We start from the raw sequence: 16102 nt of genomic DNA on the forward strand, positions 1-16102 counted from the left end.
ATTATAGATAAAATATCAGAACTTTGTTTTGTTTCAATATTTCTATTTTATCGTTAAAGATATTTTTCTTCTATAAACGAAGTTCATATAACTGTTATTAATTGTAACTAAGTTTTTTATCGTAAGTGTTTTTAACTATATTAAACATCTAGTGTGAGTATAATTAATATTGATAATTGTTTTTTGATTAGTTTATTAACTAAAATAATTTGTCATACTTATATTTGTATGGTCTTGAGAATGTGGATTTCTCTCTTTACTTATTGTAAAATAGAGCATTATTTATAATTACCTTACTTAACAACCCAATCGAGCCAATATTATGGCGTCACTGAAAGATGTTGCTCGACTTGCATCTGTTTCTTTGATGACAGTCTCAAGAGCGATTAATAACCCTGAGTTATTAAAACCAGATACGTTGAAACAAGTCCAACGCGCAATCGAAGAACTGAATTATGTGCCCGATTTTTCAGCGCGAAAAATTCGAGGTCAAGGGACTAAGGTCTCATCGATCGGTGTGCTTGGTATTGATACCGCAACGACCCCTTTTTCCGTGGAAATGATTTTATCCATCGAGCGTACCGCTCGTCAGTTTGGCTGGAGTTCATTTGTTGTAAACCTCACTGAACAAGAGGGGTATGATCAAGCCATTTGGCAACTGTTAGCTCAACGTCCAGATGGTATTATCTATACCACAATGGGATTGCGAGAAATCACGGTACATGAAAAGCTACGTGATAAAAATGTGGTACTTGCCAACTGCCTAGCTAAAGATCAAACTTTTCCAACCTATATTCCTGATGATTATCACGGACAATATTTTGCGATAAAACACGTGATTGAAAAAGGTTATCGGCATCCGTTATGTTTTTATCTACCCGAAGATACCGTTGCAGGCCCTATTCGCCGTAAAGCGGTCGAAGATGCTTGGCAAGATGCCGGCTTACCTTTGTCATCATTGCGTCAATACACAATGTTATTTGGCGATGAACATTACCGTGATGTGATTGGATTGTTACAACAACACTGTCGTCAGCAAAAAGCAGATTTTGATATTTTAATCTGTGGTAATGATCGTATCGCATTTTTAGCTTATCAAGTTTTACTGTCGATGGGATTACGTATCCCTGAGCAAGTGGCTGTATTAGGCTATGACAATATGATAGGAACGGGGGAGTTATTCTATCCGCCACTCACCACAGTACAGTTGCCACATTATGACTTAGGCAAAGAAGCAACATTGCATATTATTCAAGAGCGTAATCATAATAAAACAGTACAAGTCCCCTGTCAGTTAATTGAACGAGAGTCTCTGTAGCGAGACTCTCTTTTCCATTAGAGAGTATAGAAACATCACAACGCTTAACTTATCGTTGATAGTATCCAATATTCGCCAGCGATTAATGTGGCACTGCCATCTGTGGCAAATAGCGATAAATCGCGATCATTTTCATCTGCATAATAACGGCTACTAAAGGTCAGCTCTCCGTGATTGATAAAAACCTCTATTGATGAGCGATCAATAAATATACGTAAGTTAATTTCGCTTCCTACTGGCAACGGTGTGCTACGTGAGCCACTGATATTATATTGTGGATAATGGCGACGGATCACAAAGCGATTTGATTGATTATCGACAAATACCTCTAAACCTTTTCCTAACCAAAGACCAAATTTTTCCGCTTGGCTATCTAATGACCAGGTTAAATTTAACTCAATAGCCGGTGTCTTATCGAGTAATTTAAGCGCTTGGTTATTGAGTGTGGTCATCTCTATCGTATTTCTTGTTTGTCTTAGACTTTCAACTTCTTTTATCGGGGTCATACGTAAACGGTTTGCCCTTTTATCAAAGTTAATTTCACGAGGAAGCGTGAAACAACCAGCCCAAAACTCCTGTTGTGAAGGCATAGGGGAGTTCCACATATCCATCCATCCCATAGAAACACGGCGACCATCAGCAGTAACAAAAGATTGTGGAGCATAATAGTCATGACCATTATCAAGCTCAGTAAAATGACCATGTATGATAAAAGGTTGTTTTGGTGACCACTGACCGATCAGTGCACCGGTTTGAAACAGATTACGGTATTGATAACCTTCAGCGCGTTTTCCTTGTGGTGAAAAAACAAGAGCAAATTCGTTATTATCACTGATAGGAAAAAAGTCAGGGCATTCCCACATGTAGACGTTTTTATCATCGGTTTTGCCTAATACCTTGTACTCCGAACGCCATTGTTTCCCTTCTTCAAATAGGGTGTCATTGGAGAAAAGTAACACTTGGCCTTGGTCTTTTTCATCGCGGGCACCGACTACCATCCACCATTTCCCTTCTTGAAACCAAACTTTTGGATCACGAAAGTGCATATATCCTTGTGGTGGCGGTAAGATAATGCCTTTCTTTTCAAAATGGATCCCATCTTCACTGACTGCCACACATTGTGCTTGGTAAATTTGGCTGTCATCGCCTTCTTCTGCTAACCAGTTATGGCCGGTATAAAAGAGGTATAATTTTCCTTCATGACTTACCGCTGATCCGGAAAAGCAACCACTTTTATCATACTCATTACCCGGAGCAAGGGCGATTGGCTGATGTTGCCAGTGGATCATATCTTTGCTGGTAGCATGTCCCCAATGCATCGGCCCCCAAAGTTCAGAAAAAGGATGATGTTGATAAAATGCATGATATAAGCCGTTATGATAAACAAGGCCATTAGGATCATTAAGCCATCCCGCAGGAGCGGCTAAATGGAATTGAGGATAAAATTGCTCTCCACGTTTTTTTTGTAAGGCATTTAGGGCAGTTGTCGATTGTTCTAAACGTTGCTTCATCTCATTATCCTGATTTTATCAGTTATTCTGTAAGCTATATGTCACCCTTATTAGCGATAACATTTAGGGTTAAAAAGCGTGTTGTTTGAATTTATCTTTATTATTGTACACCATTATGTTAACGTTATCAGGATGTTTTTTCGAGCAATATCTTTATTTTTTTAGTTATTAATACTGATAAAAATACAATATAGTGAATAAAAATAGTGGCTTATCTTCAGGAGAGATTATGAAAGTCTGGTCTTTAGGTGATGCGGTTGTTGACCTAATTCCACTGCAAAATATGCAATATGAAGCATGTGCTGGTGGAGCACCAGTGAATGTCGCTGCAGGTGTTGCAAAATTAGGACAGCAAAGTGGCTTTATTGGTCGGGTCGGTGAAGATGCATTTGGTCACTTTATGCAAAAAACGTTATTTGATCTCGGTGTAGATACCAGCACAATGGAATTTGATGAGTTACATCGTACCAGTACAGTCTTAGTTTCGTTGCAAGAAAATGGCGAACGAGATTTTACTTTTTTAGTTGCGGACTCTGCTGATCAATTTCTTACCAATAAATCACTGCCTGTATTTGAAAAAGACATTTTACATTTTTGTTCACTTGCTTTAGTTAACCCAATTTGTCGCTCGACGCTAGATAGTGCTATTAGTAAAGTAAAAAATAGCGACTCTTTATTGAGTTTCGATATTAATTTACGCCCCCAAATGTGGCGTGATCATGAAGAAATGCGTGCGATCATCGATGAATATGCTCATAAAAAAGCAGATATTTTGAAATTATCTGAAGATGAACTGACTTGGATGACTCAGGAAATTACGTTAGAAAATGCATTAAAAAAATTAGCTGATTATCCTGCTCGTTTAAAAGTGATCACCCAAGGCTCTAAAGGATGTTTAGTGTTGACGCCTACAACACAAGTTGCCTTGAGTGCCTTTACCGTCAATTGTGTTGATACCACAGGGGCAGGTGATGCCTTTATGTCAGGATTATTAGCCGCAGTTGCAGAATATGGTTTTGCTGATGATGAACAATATTTATTAAAAATTATTACGCAAGCCGCGGCCTGTGGCGCATTAGCAACCACTAAAAAGGGCGCTATTGCTGCAGCACCGAGCCGAAAAGTATTGCGTGAATTTGTCAGTAAACAACCGCCGTTACATGTACGAGATATTTTTTAATGGATTATTTGTTTATTTGCTTGTAAGTCCTATTTTCCCCTTTGCTCTGGTCTTTTTGTGATCTCTATAAATAAGGTTTATACAACTTTATTTATAGAGATTTTTTTTATGTTTTACTCAGTGGTTTATTTTGATAATCGCTTACTTTGATGCTGATAAGTAGCGGATATGATCATATTGTTTGATTCGTTTTCGGCGTATGATAGTAAGGTCTCTTTAACGCTATTGGTGGAAAGTCATATGTGGGCTCAGTCAGGTGTCTTATTAGCCATTTGCTCCTATATTTTATGGGGAATAACTCCTCTTTTTTATCGGCTATTACCCGGTGCTCAACCATTAGAGTTACTTGCACAACGTCTTATTTGGTCTATTCCCCTGTTATTACTGGTTCGATTATTTATTAAAAATAGAACTCGCTGGCGTGCTGTTCTCCAAGATCGACGCTCTATTTTTATGTGTTTATTTAGTTCATTAGCAATGGCTGTCTCTTGGTGCACCTTTACTTATGCACTTACGCATCAACAAGTCTTAGCCGCCAGTCTGGGGTATTTTATTAATCCACTTTTTTCTATTGTATTGGGCGTTATCTTTCTTAAAGAGAAATTAAATCCTGCTGAAAAATGGGCGGTAATATTAATTTGTGCAGGAGTGGGATATCAATTATGGATGTATGGTCAATTACCCATACTGGCACTCGTGATGGGAGGAGCATTTGCGATTTATGGACTCATTCGTAAATTTATTCGTTTTGATGTCATAACTTCATTATTTATTGAAACTTTGTGGCTAATTCCGGTCGCTATAGGGGCGATGATTTGGCTGATTATGCGAGATGAAAGTGCGTTTTCTTCTGCAGACAATTTAACTCGTTTCTATTATATTTTAACCGCGCCAGTGACGATTCTCCCTTTACTGTTTTTTACCGCAGCAATAAAAAGAACCACCTTAACCGTTATTGGTTTAGCACAGTATATTGAACCGACAATGCAATTTTTACTGGCCGTATTCCTATTCCATGAAGCATTTGATGCTGTGAAAGGAGTAAGTTTTTCATTGATTTGGTTAGGGCTATTGTGTTGTATTTTTGCGCTGATTAGAAAGCGCCTTAATGCCTTAAAAATTCATAAAGGTCAGCATAGCCAAAAAATATAAAGTATTTAAATTTTACTATGGCTATTTTTCTCTTTGTTAAATTCCGTTATGCTACCACCAAATGCAAACGTTTGCGTAATGCGTATTATCTGACAGAGATAAGGATAGAAAATGACCATTTTGGGAACGGCTCTGACCACTAATGCCACAAAAGTGATGTTATTAGGTGCAGGCGAATTAGGTAAAGAGGTGATCATTGAATGCCAACGTCTTGGCATTGAGACTATTGCGGTTGATCGCTATGCCAATGCGCCGGCAATGCATGTTGCTCATCGCCATTATGTCGTCAATATGCTTGATAGTCAGGCATTAAAACAGATTATAACTCAAGAAAAACCCGATTTTTTGGTGCCTGAAATTGAAGCTATTGCTACTTCATTATTAGTCGAATTAGAAAATAATGGTCAAAAAGTTGTACCTTGTGCCCGTGCAGTAAAACTCACTATGGATAGGGAAGGAATACGCCGTCTCGCTGCAGAAACATTACACTTACTGACTTCTCCTTATCAATTTGTTGATGATGAAGCGGCTTTTAGAAAAGCGGCGGTTGAGATTGGTTTTCCTTGTATTGTAAAACCGGTGATGAGTTCATCTGGAAAAGGACAAAGTGTTATTCGTTCAGAGCAAGATCTCACTAGTGCATGGACTTATTCTCAAGAAGGGGGAAGAACAGGGCAAGGGCGCGTGATTGTTGAAAAGATGATCCCGTTTGATTTTGAGATAACATTACTCACGATTCGTGCTATTGATGGTATTCATTTTTGTGAGCCTATTGGTCATCGGCAAGAAAAAGGCGATTATCGTGCGTCATGGCAACCACAAAAAATGAGTGATATTGCCCTTGCCAAAGCACAACATATCGCTAGTAAAGTAGTGGAGAATTTGGGCGGTTATGGGCTATTTGGTGTGGAACTATTTATCCAAGGTGATGAGGTGTTTTTTAATGAAGTCTCACCGCGTCCTCATGATACAGGGCTTGTTACCTTAATTTCACAAGATTTATCAGAATTTGCGCTCCATGTGCGTGCTTTTTTAGGCTATCCCATCGGTGGTATTCGCCAATTAGGTGCTTGTGCTTCCGCGGTGATTTTACCTGAGTTGTCTAGTACTAATATTGTCTATACGGGGTTAGAAAAAGCGCTTAAGGCAAATCGACAAATTCGTTTATTTGCTAAACCTGAAATCGCAGGACATCGTCGTTTAGGCGTGGTGCTTGCTCATGCCGATTCCATAAAACATGCTATTGAAGAGGCGAATTTAGGTGCACAAGCGATTTTAGCCCATGATGGTGATAACCATTTATCGCGGTGATCTACATACCGCCAATGGCTTTATATCATGCTTGCCTTGGCGGTTATTCCTAGCTGTTATGTAATTGATTTTTCCTCTTTATATGACGTTTCAGTCTTTTTATTAATGTTATTAAGCTCTGCTCCCTTGAAACTTGCTTAACTATCCCCACCTTTTAAGTCATATCGATTTTTTTCGCCAAATTAGGATAAATTGAGGTAAAAATGAGTATGAAAGATCAGGAAACGAGAGGATTTCAGTCTGAAGTTAAGCAACTTCTACAATTAATGATCCATTCTCTTTACTCTAATAAAGAAATTTTCCTTCGCGAATTGATTTCTAATGCATCGGATGCGGCGGATAAGTTACGTTTTCGTGCATTATCCGATGCAGCTCTTTATGAAAATGAGGGTGAACTTCATGTCCGCATTGCCACTGATAAAGAAAAAAGAACACTGACTATCAGTGATAACGGCATAGGTATGACCCGCGATGAAGTGATTGATAATTTAGGGACTATTGCGAAATCAGGGACTAAAGCATTTTTAGAGTCTATTGGACAAGACCAAGCGAAAGATAGCCAATTAATTGGTCAGTTTGGTGTCGGTTTTTATTCCGCATTTATTGTGGCAGACAAAGTGACGGTACGTACCCGTGCCGCGGGGCAACCTGCTGATAAAGGTGTTTTCTGGGAGTCACAAGGTGAAGGTGATTATACGGTTGCTGATATTGAAAAAGCGGATCGTGGTACCGAAATTACCCTGCATCTACGTGAAGGTGAAGACGAATATTTAGATGATTGGCGTCTGCGTAGTATTATCAGCAAATACTCTGATCATATTTCCCTACCTGTCGAAATAGAAACTAAAAATGAAGAAGACGGCACCGTTACATGGGAAAAAATAAATAAAGCTCAAGCGTTATGGACGCGTAATAAGTCAGAAATCAGTGATGATGAATATAAAGAATTTTATAAGCATCTTTCTCATGATTTTGCTGATCCGCTGTGCTGGGCACATAACCGGGTTGAAGGTAAACAAGAGTACACCAGCCTGCTGTATGTTCCTTCTAAAGCACCTTGGGATTTATGGAACCGTGAACATCAACATGGTTTAAAACTGTATGTACAGCGCGTCTTTATTATGGACGAAGCTGAACAGTTTATGCCTAACTATTTGCGTTTTATCCGCGGATTAGTCGATTCTAACGATTTACCATTGAACGTTTCTCGTGAGATCTTACAAGATAGCTCTGTGACACGTAATTTACGTAGCGCATTAACTAAACGTGCATTACAAATGTTACAGAAACTGGCTGACAATAATCCTGAAGAGTATCAAACTTTCTGGAAAGAGTTCGGTTTAGTGTTAAAAGAAGGTCCTGCAGAAGATCACGCTAATATTGAAGCCATTGCTAAATTACTGCGCTTTGCTTCTACTCATAATGACAGCGATGCACAAACTGTTTCATTGGCAGATTACGTGAGTCGTATGGTTGAAGGTCAGGATAAAATCTATTATATCACTGCTGATAGCTATGCTGCGGCCAAAAATAGCCCTCATCTAGAATTATTCCGTAAAAAAGGTATTGAAGTTCTACTGCTATCCGATCGCATTGATGAGTGGATGATGAACTATCTCACTGAATTCGATGGTAAATCATTCCAATCTGTGAGCAAAGCAGATGAATCTTTAGATAAACTGGCTGATGAAGAGAAACAAGCGCAGCAGGAGGAGACAGATAAACAACTGGCACCTTTTGTTGAGCGTGTAAAAACCTTACTAGGTGATAAAGTTAAAGAGGTGAAATTAACTCATCGTTTAACGGATACGCCTGCTATTGTTACTACTGGCGCGGATGAAATGAGTACGCAAATGGCAAAACTTTTTGCGGCTGCAGGTCAACAAGTCCCCGAAGTTAAATACAACTTTGAGTTAAACCCTAACCATCCATTAGTCAAACAAACGGCTGAGTTGACCGATGAAACACAGTTCGCGGATTGGATCAATTTATTACTTGATCAAGCGCTATTTGCTGAAAGAGGAACTTTAGAAGATCCAAACCAGTTTATTCGTTTAGTGAATCAACTATTAGCTAAAAACGCGTAACCATATTCGTTTTCAATCATTTAAACCACGTTCTTTGCGCAAGAGAGCGTGGTTTTTTTCTTTTGCGATAAAAATAAAGTGCAATCGATAACGTGATTTCTTGAGCGATGACCTCACAAAATGGTATGGTAATGCGTTTTCGAGTTTAACTATAAAAAATTAAATGCAAGGGGATTTACGCGATGCGTATCATTCTACTAGGCGCTCCAGGCGCTGGTAAAGGCACTCAGGCTCAATTCATTAAAGAAAACTATGGTATCCCACAGATTTCAACCGGTGATATGTTACGTGCTGCGGTTAGCGCAGGCACGGAATTAGGACTGAAAGCAAAAGCATTGATGGATAACGGTCAATTAGTGACTGATGAATTAGTAATAGCATTAGTGAAAGAGCGTATCAAACAAGACGATTGCCGTAATGGTTTCTTGTTGGATGGGTTCCCAAGAACAATTCCACAAGCTGATGCAATGAAAGAAGCGGGTATCAATGTTGATTTCGTACTGGAATTTGCTGTACCTGATGAAATTATTGTTGAACGTATTGTTGGTCGTCGAGTGCACGCGCCATCAGGTCGTGTTTATCACATTAAATTTAATCCACCTAAAGTTGAAAACCGTGACGATGTGACAGGTGAAGAGTTAACAACTCGTAAAGATGACCAAGAAGAAACAGTGCGTAAACGTTTAATCGAATATCATTCTCAAACAGCACCTTTAGTTTCTTATTACCAAAATGAAGCTAAAGCGGGTAACGCGCAGTACCACAAAATTGATGGTACACAGAAAGTAAGCGAAATTAATGCTGAACTGAAAAACATCCTCGGTTAATCTATAGCACCGAAGAGCAATCCCGGTTAGACCGGGATTTTTTTTACAAAATATTTATAAAAAGAATACAATCCGATTAATTGACAAACAGAGTTCACTATTTTCCTTTACTCTTTTACTTTTGGTTATGTTAATAAAACAGCTCTAAGGAGTCTTGGTATGAATGATGCTAAATACGGCGTTCTTTTGGTCAATCTTGGCACCCCTGATGCACCTCAACCAGATGCAGTGAAGCGCTATTTAGCTCAGTTTCTTAGCGATCCTCGCGTTGTTGATGTTTCCCCGTGGATTTGGAAACCTATTCTTCATGGGGTTATTTTGCCATTTCGCTCACCTAAAGTAGCCAAATTATACCAACAAATTTGGTTGCCAGACGGCTCTCCTCTTTTAGTCTATAGCCGTGCACAGCAAAAAGCGTTAGCACAACGTTTTGCGCATATACCTGTTGAATTAGGTATGTGTTACGGCAATCCTTCCCTCAATGAAGGACTGACGCGATTATTGGCACAGGGCGTTGAAAAGCTAATTGTATTACCTCTCTATCCACAATACTCTTGTTCGACATCGGGGGCGGTATTTGATGGTATTAGCCAACTGTTTAAAACGATGCGAACTATTCCTTCACTGCATTTTGTTCGTAGTTATGCTCAACATCCACTTTATATTAAAGCGCTGGCAAATAGCATTGACGAGAGTTTCAAGCAACATGGTAAGCCGGATCGTTTAGTACTTTCATTTCATGGCATTCCTGAACGATTTATTAAAACTGGGGATATCTATTTTGATGAATGTTGCCTTACAGTAGAAAAATTAAAACAGCAACTTGATTATCCAGCAGAAAAAGTGATGATGACTTTCCAGTCACGTTTTGGTCGTGAGCCTTGGTTATCACCTTATACTGATAAAACGATGGAAAAACTGGGTAGTGAAGGGGTTGAACATGTACAGGTTATTTGTCCCGGATTTTCATCAGACTGTTTAGAAACATTAGAAGAAATTAATGAACAGAACCGTGAGTTCTTTATACATGGTGGTGGAAAACAGTATGAATACATTCCTGCTTTGAATGATAAAGTTGAGCATATTGACTTACTTGAAGCTATAATCCGCGACATATGTGAAAAATAATAGATAAGCTCACTAAATACGATTATCGGATTAGGTGATATATTCATTTGATCATATTTCAGTTATATATAAACTTATCTTTTCTCATTTTTTAACCATTTTAGTCTTGTGCACTAAAATGGCTGATAAACGGACGCTGCATTACACAAATTTAGGCAGGAAAATGAATAGTAAGCTTTCAAAACCACAATCTTCAGAAGTTGATAAAGGGCATTTCGACGATTTTTATCTAAAACAGAACGATGAAATCGATCTGTTTGAGTTATTTTCTGTTCTTTATAAATCAAAATTTGTCATTATTGGGATCACACTTTTATTTGCTATCGTAGGTTTTACTGTTGCGAGCTTTCTGCCCCAGAAATGGACAAGCCAAGCTGCTATTACAAAACCAATGTTAGATGAGATGAAGCAGTTAAGAGCTACCTTAAATGATTTAAGCTTGGTTGATGTTGATACTGGCGTAAATGCTTCTTCTGTTTACCAAAAATTTATCAATAACTACAATTCCCGTGTATTACGTGAAGAATATTTAGTCAATACGGATTACTATAAAAACTTATTGGCTAAGATGGACGATCCTACGCCATTGGATAAACGTAAATTAATCGAAACTATTGTTACTAAAGATATTAATTTAAAAGCATCAGACAGTAAAAATAGTGATGAAGAATTTAGTGGCGAAATTAACTTAAGCTTTACTGCGCCAACTTCTGAAGAAGCTTACGATTTGCTGTCAGGTTATATTCGCTTTATTTCTACTAAAGTACGGGTAGAAGTGAAAGACGAAATTGATGATCAAATTGAGCGTAAATTAAACCATGCGCAAAAAGCGTATCAAATGGATTTAGAACGTATTGCTAATGCGCGTAATGTTAATGTTCAGCGCTTAAAATATGCACTAGAAATTGCCAATGCTGCGGGAGTTAAAAAGCCTATTTCTAGTGAAGGCGCACAAATTAAAGATGATCCTGATTACTCCATTGCCATGGGGGCTGATGCACTTAGTAGTAAATTAGCGATAACAGAAGCGATTACTGATCCTACAACGGTCAGTTCTGAATTAAAAAACCGCTTATATAATATCCAGCAGTTAGAACAAATAAAATTGGGTGATCTGCAATTTGTTCCTTTCAAATATATGCTAAAACCTTATGAACCAACTAAGAAAGATGCGCCTAAACGTGCATTAATCTTAGTCGGTGCCGCATTTGTTGGTTTTATCCTTTCTGTAATGGGTGTTTTACTGGGCTATATGGCAAGAAATCGCCGTAAAACAGCGTAAATATCCACAAATAAAAGTAGGTGTACAGACGTACACCTACTGTCTCTCCACTAATATTGTGTTAACATTGCGCATCTTTTTTAGCTTGTAGCATCGTTCACAATGAAATTCCCTGGCAAAAGAAAATCCAAACACTATTTTCCCGTTAGTTTACGAGATCCATTATTAAAACCTATCATCAATATGACTGAGAGCGAATCTTCTCGGGCTTATATTGTTGGCATCGACCAAACATTAGTTGATATTGAAGCTAAGGTAGATGAAGCGTTTATCAATCGCTATAACTTGAGTCAGGGACACTCTCTGGTTATTGAAGATGATGTAGCGGAAGCCCTTTATCGCGAATTAACGGTTAATAATCTTATTACCCATGAATTTGCGGGTGGCACTATTGGTAACACACTACATAACTACTCCGTATTAGCGGATGATCGTTCTGTTTTATTGGGGACTATGTGCAACAATATTCAGATTGGTAGTTATGCTTATCGCTACTTATGTAATACCTCAAGCCGTACTGATTTAAACTATTTACAAGGTGTTGATGGTGCAATAGGGCGTTGCTTTACCCTCATTACTGAAAATGGTGAACGTACTTTTGCTATCAGTCCTGGTCAAATGAATCAACTTCAGCCCGAAAGTATTCCTGAGGATGTGATTGCAGATGCATCGGCATTAGTTTTAACTGCTTATCTCGTCCGTTGCAAACCGGGAGAGCCAATGCCGTTGGCAACTATGAAAGCGATAGAATATGCCAAAAAGCATGATGTACCGGTTGTCTTAACATTAGGTACTAAATACGTGATTGCCGACGATCCTCAGTGGTGGAGAGATTTCTTAAAAGAGCATGTCTCTGTAGTGGCAATGAATGAAGATGAAGCCCTAGAGCTTACAGGTCATGCTGATCCATTGTTAGCATCAGATGCGGCTTTAGAGTGGGTTGATTTAGTCTTATGTACCGCAGGCCCTGCAGGGTTGTATATGGCAGGTTTTACAGAGAGTGATTTTAAACGCCAAACCACTCATCCGTTACTTCCAGGTGCAATTGCTGAATTTAATCGTTACGAGTTTAGCCGTGCTATGCGTTTTAAAGATTGCCAAACGCCGGAAAAAGTCTATTCGCATATAGAGCCTTATATGGGAGGGCCGGAAAAAATCATGAATACCAATGGTGCTGGCGATGCGGCATTATCTGCACTATTACATGATATTACGGCAAATAGTTATCATCGCATTAATGTACCTAATTCGAGTAAACACCCACGTAGTTATTTGACTTACTCTTCATTGGCGCAAGTGTGTAAATATGCTAACCGTGTAAGCTATCAAGTATTAAGTCAACACTCACCACGTTTGACTCGCGGTTTGCCTGAAAAAGAAGATAGCTTAGAAGAAGCTTACTGGGAACGTTAAGTTAAGTCGTCGCGCTCTTCTTTTGTGAAAGAGAGAAAATAAAAAGCAACACGCGATAAAGGTGTTGCTTTTTTAGTTTGTTAATCCTTTATTTTAAAAATAAATCTCTATTATTGCGCTGCATTGGGCGCAATAATTTGTTGACCCTCTTCAGGTGTGTCATCAATGGCGCAACCGAACTCGACTTCTTGTATTAGCATCTCAGCCATTGCTGAAGCGGTCTGATCTTCATCGATTATCACATGATTTGCCCCTTTCTCAAGAATAAAGGAAGCTTCTTCATCATAGTTAGCACGAACAATAATATCGTCAAAATGAGCACGAACGATAATATTGAGATCAGGGTTCATTTTTCTTGCCGTTTCTGCGATATCTGCTGCTTCATAACCGTTAGGAATAGTTAGTAGTAGCGATTTAGCACAATCAACACGCGCTAATGCCAGCGATTCTTTGGTCATAGCATTACCGAGTACGGCGTTTAAGCCTTTTTCTTTTAACTCAGCAAATTTATTACGGCTATTTTCAATAATGACCAATGGGATAGCTTGTGGTTGTAGCTTTTCAGCTAGCATACTACCTGCACGACCATAACCGACGATAATGGCATGCCCACAAATATCGACAGGCACAGGCATCTCTTCTTCCATCTCTTCTTGTTGAAGTTGCTCTTGCTCTTCTTTGGTTTCTGTTTTTGCTAGATAACGGTCTAACAAAGAGAAGAGAACAGGATTAAGCATAATAGAGACTAAGGCGCCGGCAAGAACCAAGTTACGTGCATCTGGCTCTAAAACATTTAGTGCAACCCCCATTCCAGCTAAAATAAAGGCAAATTCACCAATTTGCGCAAGACTGGCTGAAATGGTTAATGCGGTTCTGCGTGAATGCCCAAACATACGAACGAGCACTAGGGCTGCTAAGGATTTACCTATAATAATGATCGCAAGTGTGGCTAAAATGCCTAGAGGATGCTCAATTAATACCATAGGATCAAATAGCATGCCGACAGAGACAAAGAACAGAACGGCGAAGGCATCACGTAGAGGTAAAGTATCTTGTGCTGCTCGGTGGCTGAGGTCAGACTCATTAAGTACCATACCGGCAAAGAAAGCGCCTAATGCGAAAGAGGCATCAAATAGCGTCACTGCTGCGTAAGCGATACCTAAAGCTAGTGCTAACACACATAGGGTAAAAAGCTCACGAGAGCCAGTGGCAGCCGTTTTAGCTAAGATCCACGGAATAAGCTTACGACCGACAATCATCATAATTAAAATAAAGGCAACTACTTTACCAATAGTGATACCTAAGTTAATTAATAACTGTGAAATACTTGTTTGGTCACTACTTTCAAGCATATTGGCAATAGCTGGTAGTAATACTAAGGCTAATACCATAGCGAGATCTTCGACAATTAACCAACCAATAGCGATTTGACCGCGTTGGCTATCAATTAAACCTCTTTCTTCGAGTGCGCGTAGCAATACCACAGTACTTGCCGTTGAAAGGCATAATCCAAAGACAATGCCACTAAATAGACCCCAGCCAAAGAAAGTGGATAACCCTAACCCTAATAAGGTGGCAACGGTAATTTGTGCTATGGCACCGGGGATCGCGATAGCTTTTACAGCCATTAGATCTTTTAAAGAAAAATGTAAACCTACGCCAAACATCAGTAAGATAACACCGATTTCAGCAAGCTCAGGCGCCAAAGAGGTATCAGCAACGAAGCCAGGGGTAAATGGGCCAGCGAGCACACCCGCAGCAAGATATCCTACTAAAGGTGAGATTTTTAGCCGTTGAGCAATCATGCCTAAGATGTAAGCAAGTGCTAATCCACCAACAATGGTGGTAATGAGGGGGGTTGAATGCGGCATCAATTCTCCTTCTTGTTATTAAACTACATGTATCGGGGGGCGAGTGGTACAGCAGGGTATTAGTTTAACGTATCTAAGCGCTAAATTCGCTAAAATTTATTGAATTTTTATAAAAATAGCAATTTGATTTAGTTTTATAATGTAACTGAGTGTTTCTGTGTTATTTTGGTAGATCTTCTTTGTATAAGCTTGATATAGACTATTTAGATTGGTTGTAGGTTGTAAAAATAAATACAACTTATTTAGCTTTATTGGTCAGGATCTGGTGAAGAAAAAGTATGGAAATAATCAATAAAGATAGATAAGTGTCATTAGGCTCAACATGTTCAATGTTTTTTAAATTAGAGAGCAATCGCTAAGACGAGTATCCCTCATATTGACCCAAGTAAAACTCAGATAAAATAAAAAATGCTAACTATGGTTATTTCAGTAGTGAATAACTATTGAGCACTATGCTACACAGTAGAAAATGCTGTGATTAACATAATATCAATAAGCAGACTTTGTTTTTGCGATAGGGGAACGGGCAACATTGTCCCCGAGATGTTCATAACTGAAATTTATTTTTTAAGTTAAATTATAGTCGTTCTTACCTATAATGGAGTAAAAATAGCCAAAAATTCATGATCACAACTTAATGTATGCTTTTTTGTTAGTAAGTTATTGCTATTGTTATCCAAAGCACCGTAAAACCCCGTCCTTCAGGTCGGGGATATAAGGCGCGGTTTTTTAACTAACTCGGTGTTTCCTGTTGCTCAATGTACTGGCGGATAATGGATATTGGTGCGCCACCACAACTCCCCGCGAAATAACTCGGCGACCAAAGAACCCCCTTGTAGTAATCACGTTGGGCAATATCAGGACGATCACGTCGAAGTAATCGACTCGATACCCCTTTAAGGCTGTTAACCAGATTAGATATCGCCAGTTTTGGCGGGTAATTAATCAATAAATGAACCTGATCCCGTTCCCCATCCATTTCAACCAGTTCAACATCAAAATCAGCACAAACACTGGCAAAG

At 38.9% G+C, this 16102-nt stretch carries 12 protein-coding genes; 9 read left to right on the forward strand and 3 right to left on the reverse strand.

The window, feature by feature from the left end; all coding sequences use genetic code 11:
* Positions 1-322 precede the first annotated feature (322 nt).
* Positions 323-1318, forward strand: a complete 996-nt coding sequence (locus AACU98_RS02345; RefSeq protein WP_004244288.1) for a LacI family DNA-binding transcriptional regulator — start codon at positions 323-325, stop codon at positions 1316-1318.
* Between the two features lie 44 nt (positions 1319-1362).
* Here the strand turns inward: AACU98_RS02345 and AACU98_RS02350 are convergent, their stop codons facing one another.
* Positions 1363-2829, reverse strand: a complete 1467-nt coding sequence (locus AACU98_RS02350) for a glycoside hydrolase family 32 protein (protein ID WP_049207769.1) — start codon at positions 2827-2829, stop codon at positions 1363-1365.
* Positions 2830-3058: 229 nt separating this feature from the next.
* Between AACU98_RS02350 and AACU98_RS02355 the strand changes: the two genes are divergently transcribed.
* The 8 genes from AACU98_RS02355 to AACU98_RS02390 all read left to right on the forward strand — a co-directional run bounded on the left by AACU98_RS02355 (position 3059) and on the right by AACU98_RS02390 (position 13209).
* On the forward strand, positions 3059-4009 hold the full coding sequence (locus AACU98_RS02355; RefSeq protein ID WP_161735457.1) for an aminoimidazole riboside kinase: 951 nt from the start codon (positions 3059-3061) through the stop codon (positions 4007-4009).
* A gap of 240 nt (positions 4010-4249) precedes the next feature.
* Positions 4250-5161: an EamA family transporter RarD gene (gene rarD / locus AACU98_RS02360; RefSeq protein ID WP_004248658.1), complete on the forward strand. Its 912-nt coding sequence runs from the start codon at positions 4250-4252 to the stop codon at positions 5159-5161.
* Between the two features lie 111 nt (positions 5162-5272).
* Positions 5273-6472, forward strand: coding sequence for a formate-dependent phosphoribosylglycinamide formyltransferase (purT, locus tag AACU98_RS02365; protein ID WP_161735459.1), 1200 nt, complete (start codon positions 5273-5275; stop codon positions 6470-6472).
* 203 nt (positions 6473-6675) lie between these two features.
* Positions 6676-8559, forward strand: a complete 1884-nt coding sequence (htpG, locus tag AACU98_RS02370) for a molecular chaperone HtpG (protein ID WP_004244279.1) — start codon at positions 6676-6678, stop codon at positions 8557-8559.
* A gap of 182 nt (positions 8560-8741) precedes the next feature.
* Positions 8742-9386, forward strand: a complete 645-nt coding sequence (gene adk / locus AACU98_RS02375) for an adenylate kinase (protein ID WP_004244278.1) — start codon at positions 8742-8744, stop codon at positions 9384-9386.
* 159 nt (positions 9387-9545) lie between these two features.
* Positions 9546-10514, forward strand: coding sequence for a ferrochelatase (gene hemH, locus AACU98_RS02380; RefSeq protein WP_017827521.1), 969 nt, complete (start codon positions 9546-9548; stop codon positions 10512-10514).
* A 163-nt stretch (positions 10515-10677) separates the two neighbouring features.
* Positions 10678-11796 carry an LPS O-antigen length regulator Wzz(fepE) gene (gene wzz(fepE) / locus AACU98_RS02385; RefSeq protein ID WP_004248652.1) on the forward strand — a complete coding sequence of 373 codons (1119 nt, stop codon included), beginning with the start codon at positions 10678-10680 and terminating at the stop codon, positions 11794-11796.
* Between the two features lie 102 nt (positions 11797-11898).
* A complete protein-coding gene (locus AACU98_RS02390) occupies positions 11899-13209 on the forward strand; it encodes an inosine/guanosine kinase (RefSeq protein ID WP_004244274.1) in 1311 nt (436 codons plus the stop codon).
* Between the two features lie 110 nt (positions 13210-13319).
* Here the strand turns inward: AACU98_RS02390 and ybaL are convergent, their stop codons facing one another.
* Positions 13320-15080 carry a YbaL family putative K(+) efflux transporter gene (gene ybaL, locus AACU98_RS02395; RefSeq protein WP_004244273.1) on the reverse strand — a complete coding sequence of 587 codons (1761 nt, stop codon included), beginning with the start codon at positions 15078-15080 and terminating at the stop codon, positions 13320-13322.
* A gap of 733 nt (positions 15081-15813) precedes the next feature.
* Positions 15814-16102 (reverse strand): IS200/IS605 family transposase (gene tnpA / locus AACU98_RS02400; RefSeq protein WP_161735461.1); only part of this gene is annotated, 289 nt, incomplete at its 5' end.

It is taken from the genome of Proteus sp. G4380, assembly GCF_963885725.1.
Lineage (GTDB): Bacteria > Pseudomonadota > Gammaproteobacteria > Enterobacterales > Enterobacteriaceae > Proteus > Proteus mirabilis.

What these genes read in the sequence shown, in the direction of transcription:
- htpG (WP_004244279.1), top strand. Translation starts at nt 6,676, where the DNA reads ATGAGTATGAAAGATCAGGAAACGAGAGGATTTCAGTCTGAAGTTAAG.
- hemH (WP_017827521.1), top strand. Translation starts at nt 9,546, where the DNA reads ATGAATGATGCTAAATACGGCGTTCTTTTGGTCAATCTTGGCACCCCT.
- AACU98_RS02390 (WP_004244274.1), top strand. Translation starts at nt 11,899, where the DNA reads ATGAAATTCCCTGGCAAAAGAAAATCCAAACACTATTTTCCCGTTAGT.
- rarD (WP_004248658.1), top strand. Translation starts at nt 4,250, where the DNA reads ATGTGGGCTCAGTCAGGTGTCTTATTAGCCATTTGCTCCTATATTTTA.
- AACU98_RS02355 (WP_161735457.1), top strand. Translation starts at nt 3,059, where the DNA reads ATGAAAGTCTGGTCTTTAGGTGATGCGGTTGTTGACCTAATTCCACTG.
- adk (WP_004244278.1), top strand. Translation starts at nt 8,742, where the DNA reads ATGCGTATCATTCTACTAGGCGCTCCAGGCGCTGGTAAAGGCACTCAG.
- purT (WP_161735459.1), top strand. Translation starts at nt 5,273, where the DNA reads ATGACCATTTTGGGAACGGCTCTGACCACTAATGCCACAAAAGTGATG.
- ybaL (WP_004244273.1), bottom strand. Translation starts at nt 15,080, where the DNA reads ATGCCGCATTCAACCCCCCTCATTACCACCATTGTTGGTGGATTAGCA.
- AACU98_RS02350 (WP_049207769.1), bottom strand. Translation starts at nt 2,829, where the DNA reads ATGAAGCAACGTTTAGAACAATCGACAACTGCCCTAAATGCCTTACAA.
- AACU98_RS02345 (WP_004244288.1), top strand. Translation starts at nt 323, where the DNA reads ATGGCGTCACTGAAAGATGTTGCTCGACTTGCATCTGTTTCTTTGATG.